Raw genomic sequence first — 17,021 nt, forward strand, 5'->3', positions numbered from 1 at the left:
CTGTCCCATCCTGCGCGACTGGCGAAACGCCGGAGCAGCAGAGGGGGCAGCAGAGATGGAAAGCCCGCCGATCTGCGCTAAGGAAGGCGCATGACACCGCAGGATCTGCCCGTGCCCGTCGACGCGCTGCTCTCCGCCATGGGGCTGGTGGGCATCTTCGTCTTTGCGGCCTCGGGCGCGCTGGCGGCGGCGCGCCTCGGCCAGACCCTCGTCACCTTCGCCTTCTTCGCCATCACCACCGGCGTTGGCGGTGGCACGGTGCGCGATCTGCTGATCGGGGCGCCGGTCTTCTGGATTCACGATGTGCGCCCCGCGCTCATCTGCCTCGGTGCATCGCTCGTGGTGTGGATGACGCCCGAGCGCTGGTGGAGCGAGCGCGCGCTCGACTGGCTGGACGCCGTGGGGCTGGTCGCCTTCGCCGTGTTCGGCACCGCCAAGGCCATGAGCCTCGACATCCCGCCCTTCATCAGCGCCCTGATGGGCATCATCACAGCCTGCGTCGGCGGCATCATCCGTGATCTGCTGGCCGGCCACCCCTCCATCGTGCTGCGCCCGGAAATCTATGTGACCGCCGCCGCCCTGTCGGCGGGCCTCTATGCCCTGCTCGCCAGCATCGGCATGGCAGCCCCCTGGGCCGCCGTGCTGGCGGTGATCGCCGGCTTCATCCTGCGCGCCGTCGCCATCGTGCGCGGCCTCGCGCTCCCGCATTATCGCACCGGCAACAGCCCGGATCAGGCAGGTGGCCCCTCGGGATAATGCGGCAGATCATCGGCCGATGTCAGCCAGCTCAGCGCACTTGAGGTCCAGATATGCTCGGTCGGCGGGTAGCGCTCGGGTTCATCCAGGCTGCCGATGGCAAGGCCGATCACATTGGCCGAGGCGCGCTCCGAGAACAAGGTGGTGCCGCATGCGGTGCAGAAGCCGCGTCGCAACGCCGCCGAGCTGTGATGCCATGCCACCGGGCCTTCAATGCGGACGGCATCGAGCGGCACCAGCACCCGTGCATAGAGCGGCGCGCCTGTCGCCTTTTGGCAGAGCCGGCAGTGGCAGGCGCGAATGTTGATCGGCGCGGCATCGGTGGCATAGCGGCAAGCGCCGCACAGGCAGCCGCCGGTGATCGCGTCCGCCATTCTCAGAGCGGCCGCTGCGCAGCGCGAAGGAGGATGCCGAGCCAGCCTGCCTGCTCGCCCGACGTCATGGCGCTGGCCGGCGTAAAGGCGCGGCATTCCAGGCAGTCCGCGCGGATGGACGGGCCCTCGACCAGCCCCTGCAGATCACGCATGATCCGCACGGCAATCTGGCGCTGCTGCCGCGCCGCATAGCTCAGCAGATCGCGCGGGGCGGTGAGGGCCGGCGCTCTGGCCTCCCCGCTCAGGAACATGCCGAGGAACTGCGCCAGCGAATCCGGCTCGGGGTCGAAATAGCGCGCGCTTGCGGCGTCACCGCTCAGCTTGGCGCGCCGCGCGGCTTCCGCCACGGCCTCTTCCAGCCCGCCAAAGCGGTCGACCAGCTTGAGCTGATGCGCCATGCCGCCGGCCCACACCCGGCCCTGCGCGATCTCATTCACGCGCTGCGGCGTCATCTTGCGGTTGCTGGCGACCAGACCGATGAACTTGCCGTAGATATCTTCCACGCTCGCCTGCGCCAGCGCGTTGAACTCCGGGCTCACCCCACCGATCACGTCCGGCTCGCCGGAGAGCGGCGTCGCCTTCACGCCATCGCTGGTAATGCCGACCTTCGCGAGTGCATCCTCGAAGCTCGGCAATATGCCGAACACGCCGATCGAGCCGGTGATCGTCGCCGGCTCGGCAAAGATCATGTCGCTGGCCGTGCTGACCCAATAGCCGCCGCTGGCCGCGACATTGCCCATCGAGACGACGATCGGCAGGCCCTTGGCCCGCGCCTGCGCCAGGGCGAGGCGGATTTCCTCCGCCGCCGCCGCCGATCCGCCGGGCGAATCGACGCGCAGCACCAGTGCCTTCACCGAATCCTCGGCCACCGCGTCGTTGATCAGGCTGGCGACGCTGGTCCCCCCGGCTTGGCCGGGCGCCGCTTCGCCATCCACGATTTCTCCGGCGACGGTGACGACCCCGACCTGCCCGCCGCTGCCTTCCTTATGCTTGCGCAAATAGCCCTCGAACGGGATGGCGGCATAATCGCCCGGCCGCGGGTCGCTCGCTTCCCCGACAATTTCGGCGACATGATTTCCGAACGTCACCGGATCGCCGAGCTTGTCGACCAGCCCCGCCGCCTGCGCCGCCTTGGCGGTATCGCCGCCATTGGCGCGCAGCAGCGCCAGCGGATCGGCCAGATAATCGCGCACCCGCGCCGCCGGACGCGCCTTGCCGACATGCTCCAGCCAGTCGGACCAGATCGCCGTCACCAGCGCCTCATTGGCGGCGCGCGCCTCGGGCGACTGTTCTGCCTGCGTATAGGGCTCCACCGCGCTCTTGAAGCTGCCGACGCGATAGACATGCGCCTTCACCCCCAGCCGGTCGATCAGCCCCTTGAAGTAGAGATTGCTCCCGCCCGGCCCGGTCACCCCGACCATGCCGAGTGGATCGAGCCACACCTCGCTGGCATGGGCGGCCAGCATATAGCTGGCATCATCATAATAAGAAGCGCGGGTGAGCACCGGCTTGCCCGCGGCGCGCACCTTGTCCAGCGCCTCGCCCACGCGCTGCATCGCGACCTGACCGCCGCCGCCAAAGCCATCCAGATCGAGCACCACGGCCTTGATTGCGCTGTCGCCCGCCGCCGCCTCGATGGCGCGCACCACATCGCGCAGGCGATACTCGCCCGACCCGCCGGTGCCCGCGACCATCGCATATTGATCGATCGGCCGCGGCTGCTCGACGATCGGCCTGTCCAGCGCAAGATAGAGCGCGCCGCTTGCGGGAAAGCTCTCTTCCATCCGCGCGGCCTTGAGGCCGGCGTAGAGCATCGCGAAGAAGAGGATGAGGAAGAGCAGGACCAGCGCGTCCTTCACCCCCATCATGATTTTCCAGGCAGTTTTCACAAGACTCAGCACGTTGGCGGCTCCTTTGCCGCTTCGCTAGCGCATCTTCCTGCCCGATGCACGTTCCTGTCAGATGCAGAAGGCCCCGGCGATTGCGAACCGCCGGGGCGCATCATGTTTGCTTGGTCGTCAGCCCTTCTTCTTCCAGGTGAAGAAGGCCGACATCACATAGTTCCACACGACGCTGACCATGATTCCCGCCAGCGCGGACAAAGCCCAATAGGCCTTGTTCACGAACAGCCAGTCCGCCACGCCGATATTGGCGGCCGCACCGAAGGCACAGACGAGGTTGAAGGTGATCCAGCCGCGCAGCAATCCCCAGCCCTGCAGGCGCTGGTCGCGGTACGTGAACATGTTGTTGAGCAGGAAGTTGCTGGTGATGGCGACGAGCGTCGCTGCGGTCTGCGCCACCGCGAAGCTCACGCCCAGCGCCACGAACAGCAGCGTCAGCACGGCAAAGTGGACGACCACACCCGTGCCGCCGACCATGGCGAAGCTCAGGAAGCGGACGGGCACGATATGGCCCACCGCCTTGTCCATGAGCAGCTGCACATATTCCCAGAGCACCAGGCTATCGAGCTTGCTCTCGCCGAACTGGCGCGTGCGGAAGGTGTAGGGCACTTCCGCGACGCGCAGCGGCGTCGGCGCGCTGGCCGCGATATCCAACAGGATCTTGAAGCCCACCGTGGAGAGATTGGGCAGCGAGCGCATGAAGGCATCGCGCCGCATCATCATGAAGCCGCTCATCGGGTCGGAAATCGGCGTCTTGGTCAGTTTGAGCGCCAGCTTGGTGGCGAACTGGCTCATCCGCTGGCGGCTCTCGCTCCAGTCGCCCATCCCGCCGCCTTCGACATAGCGGCTGCCGACCACCAGATCGACATCATCCGCCCTGATCCGCTCGAACATGGTCTTGAGCACCGATTCGTCATGCTGAAGATCGGCATCCATGATCGCCACATAGGGGGCGGATGTTGCAAGAATGCCCTCGACGCAGGCGCTCGACAGGCCACGCCGCCCGAAGCGATGGAGAACGCGCACGCGCGGATCGCGCTGGGCGAGCGCCCGCACCTTGCCGGAGGTATCGTCGGGCGAATTATCGTCCACGAACACCAGTTCCCAGGCGACGCCGGGCAGCGCCTTGTCGACCAGATCGGCGAGCAGGGCCACATTCTGCGCTTCGTTGAAGGTCGGAACGACGATCGCAAGCTCGGCCGGAAGCATCTGCGCCGCGACCGGAGCTTCTGTCATGGTCTGGATGGTCACTCGGAAAGGTCCTCAATGGCTGGCGCGGCGGGTTGACGGGTCGGCGCGGATGCAGGGTCGGGATGATGGTACAGCGTACCGGTGAAGGCGAAATTACCGGGACGATCGATTGTTTCCGCCGGGCGCCATCCGGCCGCCGTCAGGGCGGGGACCAAATCCCTCGTCGGCGGGGGCGTCTCACCCCGCGCCAGGGCGCGCAGATCGTTGTGGCTTTTGAGTTCGACATGGCTGACCAGCAACGTGGCGCGGTCGGCCAGCGCGGTCAGCGGCTGCGGCCGCCCACCCGGATCGCCGCCGCGCGTGATCCGAATCGCGGATTGCCCGTCCGCCGTCAGTAGCCATTGCGGCAGATCGTCGCGATGGGTGCGATAGAGCGGGAAATAGGCCCATGCCCACGCATCGCCGACATGCAGCACGGCGAGCGGCTTCTCCGCCTTGGCCACCATGGCCTCCAGCGTGCGCGAAGGCCCGTGGATGAACCAGTCGGCCCGCACCAGGAACATGACCAGCGCCGCCGCGCTACCGATGACCAGAAGGGCGGTGCCTGCGTGGCGAACCCAGTCGGCGATCCGCCCGCGCTTCGCGATGGCCCCGTCAGCGGCGAGCGCGAGGATCACCGCGAGCGGCGCCAGCATCCAGATATTATAGCGCGGCGCGAGCGCATCGAATTGCGAGACCAGCAGCGCCGCCGCGATGGTCACGATCATGCCCGCAGCCAGCGCCAGGATCAGGCCGATGACCGGATCATGGCGGATGGCTGTTCCGCGTGTGGCGGCCTGCCCGCCAAGACCGACTGCCGCGACGAGCAGAAGGATGGCGCCCCCCGCAAAGCACAAGGCAGCCACCGGCAGATCGACCAAGGTCGCGCCACTCACCAGCATCTGCGCCAGAAAGGCCGCGATATCGCCCAGACCGACCCCGCCGGCCGGCGCGGCGGAACCGGGCGCCGGCGAACTCAGATTGGCCGCACCCAGAACGAAGGGCGCCAGTCCTGCCCACAGCAGCAGCAGCAGCGCGTAGGCCAGTACCACCCGCACGGCGCCGCGCACAGTCCGCGCATCGATGAAGATGGCCAACGTATAGGCCGATGTCGCAACGATGCCGAAGAAGTGCGTGTAGCCGCTCAGCACACCGAGCAGCACGAACAGGCCCAGCCGCCGCACGCTTTGCGCCACGTCGCCGCGAATCACCATCGCCGCCTGCGCACAGCTGATCGCGAGAAGGATGGGATAGGCCCGGATTTCGACGGCCATGGAGACCAGCCGGGGGGAAAGCACCAGCAGCAGCCCGGCAATCAGGGCCGCGCGCAACCCGTAGCGGGATGCCAGCGCGCGCATCAGGATCAGGATACCGCCCGCCGTGATCGCGGCATGATAAAGCCGGAACGCCAGCTCGTTCGCACCCCACAGGTGCCAGCCGATCATATCGATGAAGTAGCTGAGCGGCGGCATCCGGTCGTCCGGCACGCCGAACCCGGCATCATAGCCGCCGGCCAACCAGGAGAGCAGCGTGCCGGGCGCGAGGGTGACGCCGGAAAGCTGGGTCGTCTCGTCGATCCAGATATTCTGGAGGCGCGCGAAGAGGACTGCCGCGATGGCAAAAATCACGAGGACGGGCGTGGCCGCAAGCCAAAGCCGTCCTGCACCGCTGGACCCCTGCTTCATTGATTCCCCACGTCCCACAGGCCCACCGGCCCGCATATCAGATCATCATTCAGCTAGCCGCTAGCACCGGCAGCCTAATTTTACGTCAACTGGCGTGCGCGCCATGGCCGAGCGCGAGATACTCCAGCGACTGCATTTCCATCAGGCGGGAGACCGTCCGCTCGAACTCGAACTTGCCATCACCCTGCGGATAGAGATGCTGAGGCAGGGCGTCCGCACCGCCGATCAGCTTGACCTTATGCTCGTACAGGGCGTCGATCAGCGTGACAAAACGCGCGGCCTCGTTGCGGTTTTCCGGCCCGAGCACCGGAATGCCGACGATGATGACGCTGTGGAAGCGCCGCGCAATGGCGAGATAGTCCGCCGCGCCGCGCGCCTCTCCGCACAGGCGCTTGAAGGAAAACACCGCCACGCCCTTGAGGCTCTTGGGCACATGCAGGCTGCGCCCGCCGCCCACGCTCAGTTCCTCGCTCGGCACATTGGCGCTGTCTTCAGGCGGATAGTCCGTCAGGCGGAAGAAGATTTCGCGCAGCTTGGCAGTGGTCTCATCGCCATTGGGGACATGCCAGATGTCCATGCCGCCCAGCCGATCCAGCCGATAATCGGTTGGCCCGTTGAGCGGCACCACGTCGAGCCGCGCCTTGAGCAGATCGATAAAGGGCAGGAACAGCTCGCGGTTGAGCCCATCCTTGTAGAGATCGTCCGGCGCGCGGTTGGAGGTGGCGACCAGCGTCACCCCAGCATCGAACAGGGCGGTAAACAAGCGGGACATGATGGCGGCATCCGCCATATTGTTGACCACCATTTCATCGAACAGCAGCACCTTGGCCTCGGCCGCGAGTTGCGCGGCGACGGGCGCAATCGGGTCGCCGCTCTCGCTCTCGCGCACCGCCCGCAGCCGCGCATGCACATCGAGCATGAACTCGTGGAAGTGGATGCGGCGCTTGGCGGGGCCATCCAGGCAATCGCGCATCAGGTCCATCAGCATGGATTTGCCGCGCCCGACGCCACCCCACAGGTACACGCCGCGGATCGGCTCGGGCGCCTTGCGAAGCATCCGCCAGAGCACGGAGCCTTTCTTCGGCGCGGCTTCCAGCTCCTGCTGCAGCCGGTCGAGCCGGATCGCGGCAGCGCGCTGATCCGGATCGGGTTTCAGCTCTCCAGCGGCGATAAGGTCGTCATAACAGGAGAGCAGGCCACTCATGCGTCGCGCGGGGAGGCCTCCGCCGGGGCGCTGTGCTGCACGCGCGGTTGCATGATCTCATATTTGGGCAGCGCCGGGTCGAAATAGTCCCAGGCCACGGCATCCTTCATGTAGATGACGCTTTGCGGCGAGACGCGGTCGGGCTCGTCGAGAGACCCGGCCTGCACCATGATGAACTCGCCCGGCAGCGTGCCGGAGGTGAAAATCCGTCCGCCGCATGTTCCGCAGAAATGCCGCGTCACATCCCCGCCGGTATCGCCATGGTTGGTATAGGTCTTGGGCGTGCCCTCGATGGCGAGCTGGCTGTTATGGATGCCGATGATCGTGGTGTGGCCGGTGCCGGTCGCCTTCTGGCAATCCTTGCAGCAGCATTGGGAGACCCAGAGTGTGGGGCCAGTCAGCTTGTAGCGGAGCTCTCCGCACAAGCAGCCACCGTCGAGAACCTCGCCTTCCTTCACCATCGCCGATCTCCGAATTGTCGTTGTCTCGGTCGACTGTGACGTCAAATCGCGCGTTCGACCATCATCTTTCGCGTCTCGGCAATGGCCTTGGCGGGCGACAGCCCCTTGGGGCACACATTGGCGCAGTTCATGATGGTGTGGCAGCGATAGAGGCGGAAGGGATCTTCCAGATCATCGAGGCGCTCACCGGTCATCTCGTCGCGCGAGTCGGCCAGCCAGCGATAGGCCTGGAGCAGGATCGCCGGGCCAAGGAAGCGATCGGAATTCCACCAATAGCTCGGGCAGCTGGAGGAGCAGCAGGCGCACAGGATGCACTCGTAGAGCCCATCCAGCTTCTCGCGATCCTCAGGGCTCTGCAGCCGCTCCTTGCCGCTCGGCGGCGGGGTGACGGTCTGCAGCCAGGGCTTGATCGAGCTGTATTGCGCATAGAAATGCGTGAAGTCCGGCACCAGGTCCTTGATCACGTCCATATGCGGCAGCGGCGTGATGCGGACCTCGCCCTTGCAGTCCTCGATCGCGGTCGTGCAGGCGAGGCCGTTCTTGCCGTTGATGTTCATCGAGCAGGAGCCGCAAATGCCCTCGCGGCAGGAGCGGCGGAAGGTCAGCGACGAATCCTGCTCGCCCTTCATCTTGATGAGCGCATCGAGCACCATCGGTCCGCAGCTATCGAGATCGATCTCGAACGTGTCGTAGCGGGGGTTCTCGCCGCTATCCGGATCGTAGCGATAGACCTTGAACTTCTTGACGTTCGTGGCGCCGTCCTGCGCCTTATGCACGGTCCCGTTCTTGCGAACGACGCTGTTTGCGGGGAGGGAGAATTCGGCCATCGTCTGTTTCCTGCCGCCTGCTGGCTGATCGGGCGCTTGATGCCGCGCCGCAATAAAAGCAATGCGGCGTCCTAGCGCGTGTGTCCGCGCGGCTCAAGCACCGAGCGGAGGCCAAGCGAAATTGCTTGTAACCACCGCCATCCTGCATCCAAACACCCCGCCAGACGTTCCCGGCGAGCATGACGGTCACAATGAGCGACTCCCTCTTCATCTATAATGAGCGCAGCGGCACATGCGATCCTGCGCTGGTGTCCGCGATCCAGGCCGCGTTCGCGCAGGCCGGACGGCCCATCGGCACCGCCCGGCCCATCGACGACGGCCCGCTGCCAAACGCCGCGCAGGCCCGTGAGCGCGGCATCGGCCTCGTCATCATTCTCGGCGGGGATGGCTCGCTGGCCTCCACGGCGCAGGCGCTCGCCGGCTGGGATGGCACCTTGCTCGCGCTGCCCGGCGGCACGATGAACCTGCTGGCCCACCGGCTCCACGGCAATCTCGATCCGCTCGCCATCGCCAAGGCCTATCTGGCGGACAAGGGGACCGTGATGGCCGTGCCGGTGATCGAGGCAGACGAGATCACCGCCTATACGGGCATCATCGTCGGCCCCACGGCCGCGTGGGGCAATGTGCGCGAGGCGCTGCGCAATCATGATCTCGCCGCGCTGGCTGAAAAGGTGCCGGAAGCCATTACCGCCACCTTCGAGGCCCCGGCCGTCTCGCTCGCCGGCGATCCGCGCGATTATCCCGCGATCTTCGTCGAGCCGGCCAAGCAGGGCCTGCATGCTTATGGCGTGCTCGCCCGCAATGCCGGCGAGCTATTCGCGCATGGCTGGGCCTGGCTCTCGGGCGATTTCCGCAATGGGCCCTCCGAATCGCTCGGCGCCGCCGATCATCTGGAGATAGAAAGCGCCGGCAAGACGCTGGACCTGCTCGTCGATGGCGAGAAGGCGACCACCAGGGCGCCCTTTAACCTCCGCAGCGCCCAGTCGGGCGTGCGCTTCTTCGCCGCACAGGGGGACGCAGGCTGGCGCTGAGCCATAGCGCCGCCGCCCGCCGTACGACATTTCTCCCCCTCAAGCCCCGCGCCGGGCTCTTCCCACCAGCCCGCGGACATGCTGAAATGCAGCCATGTCCATGCTCACGCGCCTGCTCACCGCCGCTCTGGCTTTCTCCGCGACCACCGCGCTGGCCGAACCGGCCGACCCCGCCGATCCCAATCTGCCGCGCCTCAAGAAGGTGCTCGCCGCCACGCCGCTGATCGACGGGCATAATGACTGGCCCGGCGCCATCGCCGGCCATGATGGCGATGCGCGCTGGTCGGTGGACCTCACCCGGCTGAACACAGAGGATTTCGATACCGACATCACCCGGCTGCGGCAGGGCATGGTCGGCGGACAATTCTGGTCCGTCTATGTCCCCGCGACGCTGCCGCCGCTGGAACAGGTCAAGAAGACGCTGGAACAGATCGACCTCGTGAAATCCATCGTGCGCCGCTACCCGGCCGAGTTCACGCTCGCGCGCACCGCCGCGCAGGTCCGGGCCGCGCACAAGGCCGGGCGGATCGCCTCGCTGATCGGCGCGGAAGGCGGCGGCCAGATCGACGAGAGCTTCTCGGTCCTGCGCGCTTATGCCGAGCTGGGCGTGGGCTACCTCACCCTGACGCACAGCCGCACCATTGCCTGGGCGGACAGCGCCACCGACGATCCGGCCCATGGCGGGCTCACCCCGTTCGGCGTGGCGGTGGTGCGTGAGATGAACCGGCTGAACATGCTGGTCGATCTCAGCCACGTGAATGAGGACACGATGCTGGACGCGATCGCCGCCAGCCGCGCGCCGGTCATCTTCTCCCATTCCAGCGCACGGGCGCTGTGCGATCATCCTCGCAACGTCTCGGACAAGGTGCTCAAGGAGGTCGCGCGCACCGGCGGCATCGTCATGGTCGCCTTCGCGCCCAATTATATTTCGGAGCCGCGCCGGGTGTGGGGCGTGCAGCAGGGCGCCCAGCGCGCGCTCTACAACCAGCCGCCGCTCAACGGCCTCTATATCGGCCAGCCGGACCGGGCGAAGGCCGCCATGGAAGCCTGGCTCGCCGCCAATCCCGAGCCGCACGTGACGGTGCAGATGGTCGCCGACCATATCGATCATATCGCCAAGGTCGCCGGCTATGATCATGTCGGCCTTGGGGGCGATTATGATGGGCTGCCGGCCCTGCCGGACGGCATGACCGGCGTTGAAAGCTATCCGCCACTGTTGCTGGAGCTGATGAAACGCGGCTGGAGCGATGCCAATATCGCCAAGCTGGCCGGCGGCAACATCCTGCGCGTCATGGAACAGGCCGAGAAGGTCGCCGCCTCCCTGAAGGACGAACCACCCGCCACCGGCACGCGCGAGGCGATGGACGCCGCGCCGAAGGGCTAAGGCATCCCCTCAATTCACCCCCTCAATTCACAGGCGCGCGCCGCCTGTAACTCAGCGCTTCCGCCACATGCGCCCGCCCCACGGTCTCCGCGCCTGCCAGATCGGCAATGGTGCGGGCGACCCTGAGCACGCGGGTATAGCCCCGCGCGCTAAGCTTCATCGCGGCGGCAGCCTGCGCGAGGAGATCGCGCACCGGCGCGTCGGGCGCTGCATGGACATCCAGTGCATCGCCGGTCAGTTCCGCATTGGTGCGCGCGCCGCCGCTTGATGCCGCGCGCGCCGTCTGGCGGGCACGGGCCTGCGCGACGCGGGCGGCAACCTCCGCCGATCCTTCGACCGGCGGCGGCAGCAGCAGATCGGCCGCCGAAACCGCGCCGACCTCCACATGCAGATCGATCCGGTCCAGCAGCGGCCCCGAAACCTTCGCCTGATAATCGCCCGCACAGCGTGGCGCCCGCGAGCAGGCCAAAGCGGGATCTGCGAGATGCCCGCAGCGGCAGGGGTTCATCGCGGCAATCAGCTGAACCCGCGCCGGGAAGGTCACATGCGCATTGGCGCGCGCGACGCTGACCTCGCCCGTCTCCAGCGGCTGCCGCAAACTATCCAGCACCGCGCGCTGAAATTCGGGCAGTTCGTCCAGAAACAGCACGCCCAGATGCGCGAGGCTGACTTCGCCCGGCTTCACCCGCAGCCCGCCCCCGACCAGCGCCGCCATGGAGGCACTGTGATGCGGCGCGCGATAGGGGCGGTTCTGGCTGATCCGCCCGCCCGACAGCGTGCCAGCCACGGAGGCGACCATGGAGACTTCCAGCGCTTCGGCCGGCGTGAGCGGCGGCAATATGCCGGGCAGGCAACTCGCCATCAGGGATTTGCCCGCGCCCGGCGGCCCGACCATCACCAGATTATGCCCGCCAGCCGCCGCGATCTCCAGCGCCCGCTTGGCGACCTCCTGGCCCTTCACTTGCCGCAGATCCGGCCCCGGCACAGGCGGTTCGACAGTGCCGGGTGCCGGGCGCGGCAGCACCGTCGCGCCCTTGAGATGATTGATGAGACCGAGCAGATCCGGCGCAGCCAGCACGCCTTCCGAACCTGCCCAGGCAGCCTCCGACCCCTGCGCCGCCGGGCAGATCAGCGTCTTGTCCGCCTGCGCCGCATGGAGCGCGGCCAGCAGCACGCCCGGCACCGGCGCGATGCGCCCGTCCAACCCCAGCTCACCCACGACGAGATGATCGGCCAGTTGCTCGGCATCCACCACGCCCATCGCCCCCAGCAAGGCGAGCGCAATCGGCAGATCGTAATGCGAGCCTTCCTTGGGCAGGTCGGCCGGCGAAAGATTGACCGTGATGCGCTTGGGCGGCAGCGAGAGGCCAATGGCGGCGATGGCATTGCGCACGCGCTCGCGGCTTTCCGCCACGGCCTTGTCGGCCAGCCCGACGACGATGAAGTTCGGCAAGCCGGAGACAAGCTGGCACTGCACCTCGACAGGCCGGGCCTCCAGCCCGAGAAACGCCACCGTTTCCACCGTCGCAACCAAGACTTGCCCCCTCTTTGTTCCCCTCCCTGTCTATGTCGGGTCAGAGGGGCAAAGTCGAGCCGCTTTCGTTGGGCTGGTATCGAGCCGGCAAATTGAACAGCGCCGCGAAGTGCGCCTCCAGCGCCGCATCGCCGTGCACGCTGAGTTCGCCCGTCTCGGCAAGCTGGTCTACGGGCATCTTGCCGTAGAAGCGCTTGGCAAGGCCGCGCGCGCTGCCCTCATAGGCGAGGTCCGGCGCCGAAACCTCGCCGGCTTCGACATGATAAACGCCGCGATCCAGACTGGCCCGATAGGGCGTTCCGTCGATGCGAAAGCCGATCCGCAGCACCATGTCCGCCGCCGCTGCGCGATCCAGATTGATCTTGAAGGAGAGCATCATCGCCGTGCCGTTGAGCGGCAGCATCCGGTCATGCGTCGGCGAGCGATAGGCCCATTGTGCCATCGCCAGCACCATCGGCTCGGCCTCCTTGCCCCACGGCGTCAGGCCATAGACCTGCACATTGGCGGGCGGCGGCAGGCGCAGGCGCTCGACAATGTGGCGCTCCTCCAGCTCGGTCAGGCGCTGGGTCAGCACATTGGCGCTCAACCCCGGCAGGGCCGCGCGCAGATCGGAAAAGCGACGCGGCCCAAGCAGCAATTCTCGGACGACAAGCAGCGCCCAGCGCTCCCCGACCAGATCGAGCCCGTGCGCGAGGCCGCAGGCGTCGTCAAACCGGCGCTTTTGCGGCGGCTTCGCCTCGTGAGTTATTTTTTCTAACTCCATAGTTGCAACATCTAATTTCTTCCGTCAGGATCGTCAAGGTCGGTGATTCGCATGGGTCGATACGGCGAGAGGGTTTGGGAGAGGACGGGTAGCTGCCATGGAACGGATGATTTTCGTCAATTTGCCAGTCACGGATCTGGCACGGTCGATGCGCTTCTATGAGGCGATCGGAGCAGTCAACGATCCGCAATTCACCGACGAGAGCGCCGCGATGATGCGCTTTTCCGAGACGATCTGCGTCATGCTGCTCACCCGCGAGCGCTTTGCCAGTTTCACGCCGCGAAAAATTCCCGATGCGCATGAATGTGCGCAAGTGCTGCTCGCACTCAGCGAGGAGAGCCGTGCGTCCGTGGATGCGATCACGGAGCGCGCGGCTGCCGCGGGCGGCACGCCCGATCCCAATCCGCTGCAGGACCACGGCTTCATGTATGGCCGCAGCTTCGCCGATCCCGATGGCCACATCTGGGAAACCGCGTGGATGGACATGAGCGCCGTCCCGCAACCGGCCTGAGCGCTTCGGCAGGAGATGCGACCATGTCCTTCCAGGCCTATCTGGACACGATCAAGGCAAAAACCGGCCAGTCGCCGGACGACTTGCGCGCTTACGCCGCCTTTCAAGGCTTTCTCGACGACGAGAAGAAGCTGCGCCCGGAGGTGAAGGCGGCGACGCTGGTCGCCAGTCTCAAGCGCGATTTCGATCTCGGTCAGGGTCACGCGATGGCGGTCTACGCCCTGCTCAAGGGTACGCGCAAGGAAGGCGACTGAGCCCCTGCGGCATTCAGACCGCACAGAGAGGAGTGATACATGTCTCAGAGGGATAGCGCCTCCATCGAGGTGACTGCATTTTCATGGGTGCCGCCGTTCGCGCGCGGCCATGTCCGCGATCTGCGGGTGCGCTGGGCGCTGGAGGAGGCAGGCCTCGATTATCGCACCCGCCTGATCAGCGCCATCGACCGGCCGGCGGACTATTATCGCGAGCAGCCCTTCGGCCAGGTGCCGCATTATCGGGAAGGGGATGTCGCCCTGTTCGAGAGTGGCGCCATCGTCCTCCACATCGCCGAGAAGGACGAGCGGCTGATGCCGCGCGATCCCGTCGGGCGGGCGCGGGCGATCACATGGGCCGTCGCCGCACTCAACAGCATCGAGCCGGGCATCATGCATCTGGCCGATATCGACCTGTTCTGCGCCGGGCAGGAGTGGGCGAGGCTGCGCCGCCCGGATGCCGTCAGGCAGGTGGAAGGCCGCCTCGACCGGCTTGCCGCAGCGCTGGGCGACAAACCCTGGCTGGAAGAGCGCTTCACGGTCGGCGACCTTCTGATGATCGAGGCGCTGCGCAATCTCTCGCCGGATCGCCTCGCCATACCGGACGTGCTGACCGCCTATGTCGCGCGCGGCGAGGCGCGTCCCGCATTCAAGGCCGCCATGGCGGCGCAAATGGCCGACTTCATCTCCGATGATGCGGTCCAATCAGAAGGAGTATCCGCATGACCTATATCGATGGCATCCTCGTGCCGGTGAAACCCGGCCGCAAGGCAGACTATCTGGAGATCGCCCGCCGGGTCGATCCACTCTTCATCGAATATGGCGCGCTGCGCGTGGTGGAGGGCTGGAATGACGATGTGCAGCCCGGCAAGACCAACGATCTGCGCACCGCCGTCCTGGCGGAAGAGGGCGAGGACGTCGTCTTCTCCTGGATCGAGTGGCCGGACAAGGCGACCCGCGATTCCGGCTGGCAGAAGCTGATGGCCGACGAGCGCATGGCGCACGCCCCGGAAGACAATCCAATGGTCGGTCCGCGCATGATCTACGGCGGCTTCACCGTGATTCTGGACGAGCGCAAATAGCATTGGCGGGAGGAGGCGGCCCCATGACCAACAGGCAGGGCGAATTCATCTGGTACGAGCTGATGACCACCGATCTCGAGGCCGCCCGCGCCTTCTATGGGGCCGTGGTCGGCTGGAGCATCGCGGAGCGCAGCGACATGCCGGGCATGGACTATCGCATGATCCGCACCGCCGATGGCGAGGTCGGGGGCATGATGGCGCTGGATGCCGAGATGATCGCCGGCGGCGGGCGCCCGATCTGGCTCGGCTATATCGGCGTCGATGATGTCGATGCGACAGCGGCGGCGATCCTGGCCATGGGCGGTCGCCTCTACGTGCAACCGCAGGACATCCCCGGTGTCGGCCGCTTCGCCATGGCGGCCGACCCGCATGGCGCGCCCTTCTATATCATGCGCGGCAGCGTCGAGGGGGGCGTCAGCCGCGCTTTCTCGCCGCAAGCGGTGGGCCATTGCGGCTGGAACGAGATATCCTCGCCGGACCAGCCGGCAGCGCTCGCCTTCTATACAAGCCTGTTCGGCTGGACCAACCCCTCCGCCATGCCGATGGGGCCGATGGGCGACTATCGCTTCCTGTCCGTCGGCGATCTGCCCATCGGCGCCAGTCTGGAACAGAAAGACCAGCGGGCCGAATGGCGCTTCTATTTCCGCGTGCCATCCATCCGCGCTGCGATGGAAGCAGTGGCGGCGCATGGCGGCACCATCACCACAGGCCCCCATGAGGTTCCCGGCGGTGACTGGGTCGTCATGGGCACCGATCCGCAGGGCGCGCGTTTTGCGCTTGTGGGCGGTCGATAAGGAGGAGCGAGCATGACCAGCGCGATCACGCCCTGCATCTGGATGGACGGCACCGCCGAGGAGGCCGCGACCTTCTACGTCTCGCTCTTCCCGGATTCCCGCATCGACCGGATCGTCCGCTATGTCGATGACTCGCCCTTCCCGCCCAGTTTCCCGGCTGGCACGGCCATGCTCGTGCTGTTCACGCTGAGCGGCCGTCCCTTCTCCGCGCTGAACGGCGGGCCGATGTTTCCGCAGACCGAAGCCGTGTCGTTCGTCATCCCCGTGGATGATCAGGCCGAGCTGGACCGCGTCTGGACCGCCCTCACCGCGGATGGCGGCGCGGAAAGCATGTGCGGCTGGTGCAAGGATCGCTTCGGCGTCTCCTGGCAGGTCGTGCCGCGCCGGGCGCTGGAGATGCAGGCCAGCGATGACGCAGCCGCCGTCCGCCGCATGAGCAGCGCGCTCATGACCATGCACAAGATCGACATCGCCACGCTCGAAACCGCCTTTTCCGGAGACTGACCCCGTGAGTTACATCCTCTACGCCCATCCCTTCTCCAGCTACAGCTGGAAGGCGATGATCGCGCTGCACGAGAAGGAACTGCCCTACACGCTGCGCAATGTCGAAGACGAAGGCGTGATGGACGCGCTGCGCGACCAGTGGCCGCTCGGCAAGTTCCCGGTGCTGATGGATGAAGACACACCGGTGATCGAGGCGACGACGATCATCGAATATCTCGACCTGCGCCACTATGAGCGCGCGCCCTTGATTCCCGCCACTGCCCATGATGCGCTGGATGTGCGCTTCATGGACCGCGTGTTCGACAATCATGTGATGACGCCGGTTCAGGCGGCGGTGACCGAGGCCCTGCCCCACCTCATCGGCGCGAGCGATCCGGTGCGCACCCAGCGCGCGCGCGATGCGCTCGAGACCATCTATGGCTGGCTGGAAGCGCGGCTGACCCGGCATCTCTGGGCCTCGCCGCAAGGGTTCAGCATGGCGGATTGCGCCGCCGCGCCGGCTCTGTTCTATGCCGATTGGGTCCACCCGATCGGCGAGCGCTATCCGGAAGTGCGCGCCTATCGCGGACGGCTGAACAAGCGCCCGTCGGTTGCCCGCTGCATTGAGGGCGCGAGGCCCTATCGCCATTATTTCCCGCTTGGCGCGCCGGACCGGGATTGAAATCCTTAACCGACCGGGCCGGCTGCCGAGGGGTCACGCTCCCACGCTCCCCCCGGCCTGTAGCCTGT

At 66.5% G+C, this 17,021-nt stretch carries 19 protein-coding genes; 10 read left to right on the plus strand and 9 right to left on the minus strand.

The genetic code is table 11. The annotated features are described in order from the left end of the window. Positions 1-90 precede the first annotated feature (90 nt). On the plus strand, positions 91-756 hold the full coding sequence (locus M2331_RS14625; protein WP_181560951.1) for a trimeric intracellular cation channel family protein: 666 nt from the start codon (positions 91-93) through the stop codon (positions 754-756). Here M2331_RS14625 and M2331_RS14630 read toward each other — a convergent pair. The 7 genes from M2331_RS14630 to M2331_RS14660 form a co-directional block, all read right to left on the minus strand. Next, positions 732-1,130 carry a GFA family protein gene (locus tag M2331_RS14630; RefSeq protein WP_181560952.1) on the minus strand — a complete coding sequence of 133 codons (399 nt, stop codon included), beginning with the start codon at positions 1,128-1,130 and terminating at the stop codon, positions 732-734. The two genes, M2331_RS14625 and M2331_RS14630, sit on opposite strands and share 25 nt — an antisense overlap. 2 nt (positions 1,131-1,132) lie before the next feature. Further along, complete coding sequence (gene sppA, locus M2331_RS14635; protein ID WP_413716086.1) at positions 1,133-3,028, minus strand: signal peptide peptidase SppA; 1,896 nt, start codon at positions 3,026-3,028, stop codon at positions 1,133-1,135. A gap of 120 nt (positions 3,029-3,148) precedes the next feature. After that, entirely contained in the window at positions 3,149-4,282 is a 1,134-nt protein-coding gene (locus tag M2331_RS14640; protein WP_319800992.1) for a glycosyltransferase family 2 protein, read from the minus strand. Further along, positions 4,279-5,889 carry a glycosyltransferase family 39 protein gene (locus tag M2331_RS14645; RefSeq protein WP_184117283.1) on the minus strand — a complete coding sequence of 537 codons (1,611 nt, stop codon included), beginning with the start codon at positions 5,887-5,889 and terminating at the stop codon, positions 4,279-4,281. The genes M2331_RS14640 and M2331_RS14645 overlap by 4 nt, the downstream gene beginning before the upstream one ends. A 142-nt stretch (positions 5,890-6,031) precedes the next feature. Continuing rightward, on the minus strand, positions 6,032-7,150 hold the full coding sequence (zapE, locus tag M2331_RS14650) for a cell division protein ZapE (protein ID WP_181560955.1): 1,119 nt from the start codon (positions 7,148-7,150) through the stop codon (positions 6,032-6,034). After that, complete coding sequence (locus M2331_RS14655; protein ID WP_181560956.1) at positions 7,147-7,611, minus strand: GFA family protein; 465 nt, start codon at positions 7,609-7,611, stop codon at positions 7,147-7,149. Before M2331_RS14655 ends, zapE begins: the two co-directional genes overlap by 4 nt. Before the next feature lie 41 nt (positions 7,612-7,652). Continuing rightward, positions 7,653-8,438 (minus strand): succinate dehydrogenase iron-sulfur subunit, encoded by a 786-nt coding sequence (locus M2331_RS14660; RefSeq protein WP_181560957.1) that lies wholly within the window; start codon positions 8,436-8,438, stop codon positions 7,653-7,655. Between the two features lie 191 nt (positions 8,439-8,629). Here M2331_RS14660 and M2331_RS14665 point away from each other — a divergent pair, with 191 nt between their 5' ends. Together M2331_RS14665 and M2331_RS14670 are read left to right on the plus strand one after the other, a co-directional pair. After that, positions 8,630-9,469, plus strand: coding sequence for a diacylglycerol/lipid kinase family protein (locus M2331_RS14665; protein ID WP_181560958.1), 840 nt, complete (start codon positions 8,630-8,632; stop codon positions 9,467-9,469). 94 nt (positions 9,470-9,563) lie between these two features. Continuing rightward, a complete protein-coding gene (locus tag M2331_RS14670; RefSeq protein WP_264592415.1) occupies positions 9,564-10,853 on the plus strand; it encodes a dipeptidase in 1,290 nt (429 codons plus the stop codon). Positions 10,854-10,875: 22 nt separating this feature from the next. Here M2331_RS14670 and M2331_RS14675 read toward each other — a convergent pair whose 3' ends face one another. After that, entirely contained in the window at positions 10,876-12,387 is a 1,512-nt protein-coding gene (locus M2331_RS14675; RefSeq protein ID WP_181560959.1) for a YifB family Mg chelatase-like AAA ATPase, read from the minus strand. A gap of 40 nt (positions 12,388-12,427) precedes the next feature. Continuing rightward, positions 12,428-13,150, minus strand: a complete 723-nt coding sequence (locus tag M2331_RS14680; RefSeq protein ID WP_181560960.1) for a winged helix-turn-helix transcriptional regulator — start codon at positions 13,148-13,150, stop codon at positions 12,428-12,430. A 97-nt stretch (positions 13,151-13,247) separates the two neighbouring features. Here M2331_RS14680 and M2331_RS14685 point away from each other — a divergent pair, with 97 nt between their 5' ends. Genes M2331_RS14685 through M2331_RS14715 form a run of 7 tightly spaced genes read left to right on the plus strand, consistent with a single transcriptional unit; the run spans position 13,248 to position 16,953 of the window. Next, a complete protein-coding gene (locus M2331_RS14685; protein WP_181560961.1) occupies positions 13,248-13,661 on the plus strand; it encodes a VOC family protein in 414 nt (137 codons plus the stop codon). 23 nt (positions 13,662-13,684) lie between these two features. Continuing rightward, positions 13,685-13,915: a DUF4287 domain-containing protein gene (locus M2331_RS14690; protein WP_181560962.1), complete on the plus strand. Its 231-nt coding sequence runs from the start codon at positions 13,685-13,687 to the stop codon at positions 13,913-13,915. Between the two features lie 39 nt (positions 13,916-13,954). Next, positions 13,955-14,638 carry a glutathione S-transferase family protein gene (locus M2331_RS14695; RefSeq protein ID WP_181560963.1) on the plus strand — a complete coding sequence of 228 codons (684 nt, stop codon included), beginning with the start codon at positions 13,955-13,957 and terminating at the stop codon, positions 14,636-14,638. Next, the gene (locus tag M2331_RS14700; RefSeq protein ID WP_181560964.1) at positions 14,635-14,994 is read left to right on the plus strand and encodes a DUF1428 domain-containing protein; all 360 of its coding nucleotides are present in this window, start codon (positions 14,635-14,637) and stop codon (positions 14,992-14,994) included. The genes M2331_RS14695 and M2331_RS14700 overlap by 4 nt, the downstream gene beginning before the upstream one ends. Before the next feature lie 23 nt (positions 14,995-15,017). Beyond that, complete coding sequence (locus M2331_RS14705; RefSeq protein WP_181560965.1) at positions 15,018-15,788, plus strand: VOC family protein; 771 nt, start codon at positions 15,018-15,020, stop codon at positions 15,786-15,788. Between the two features lie 12 nt (positions 15,789-15,800). Continuing rightward, positions 15,801-16,292 carry a VOC family protein gene (locus M2331_RS14710; RefSeq protein WP_181560966.1) on the plus strand — a complete coding sequence of 164 codons (492 nt, stop codon included), beginning with the start codon at positions 15,801-15,803 and terminating at the stop codon, positions 16,290-16,292. Between the two features lie 4 nt (positions 16,293-16,296). Next, positions 16,297-16,953 carry a glutathione S-transferase family protein gene (locus M2331_RS14715; protein WP_181560967.1) on the plus strand — a complete coding sequence of 219 codons (657 nt, stop codon included), beginning with the start codon at positions 16,297-16,299 and terminating at the stop codon, positions 16,951-16,953. The last annotated feature ends 68 nt before the right edge of the window (positions 16,954-17,021 follow it).

It is taken from the genome of Sphingobium sp. B10D7B (assembly GCF_025961955.1).
GTDB lineage: Bacteria > Pseudomonadota > Alphaproteobacteria > Sphingomonadales > Sphingomonadaceae > Sphingobium.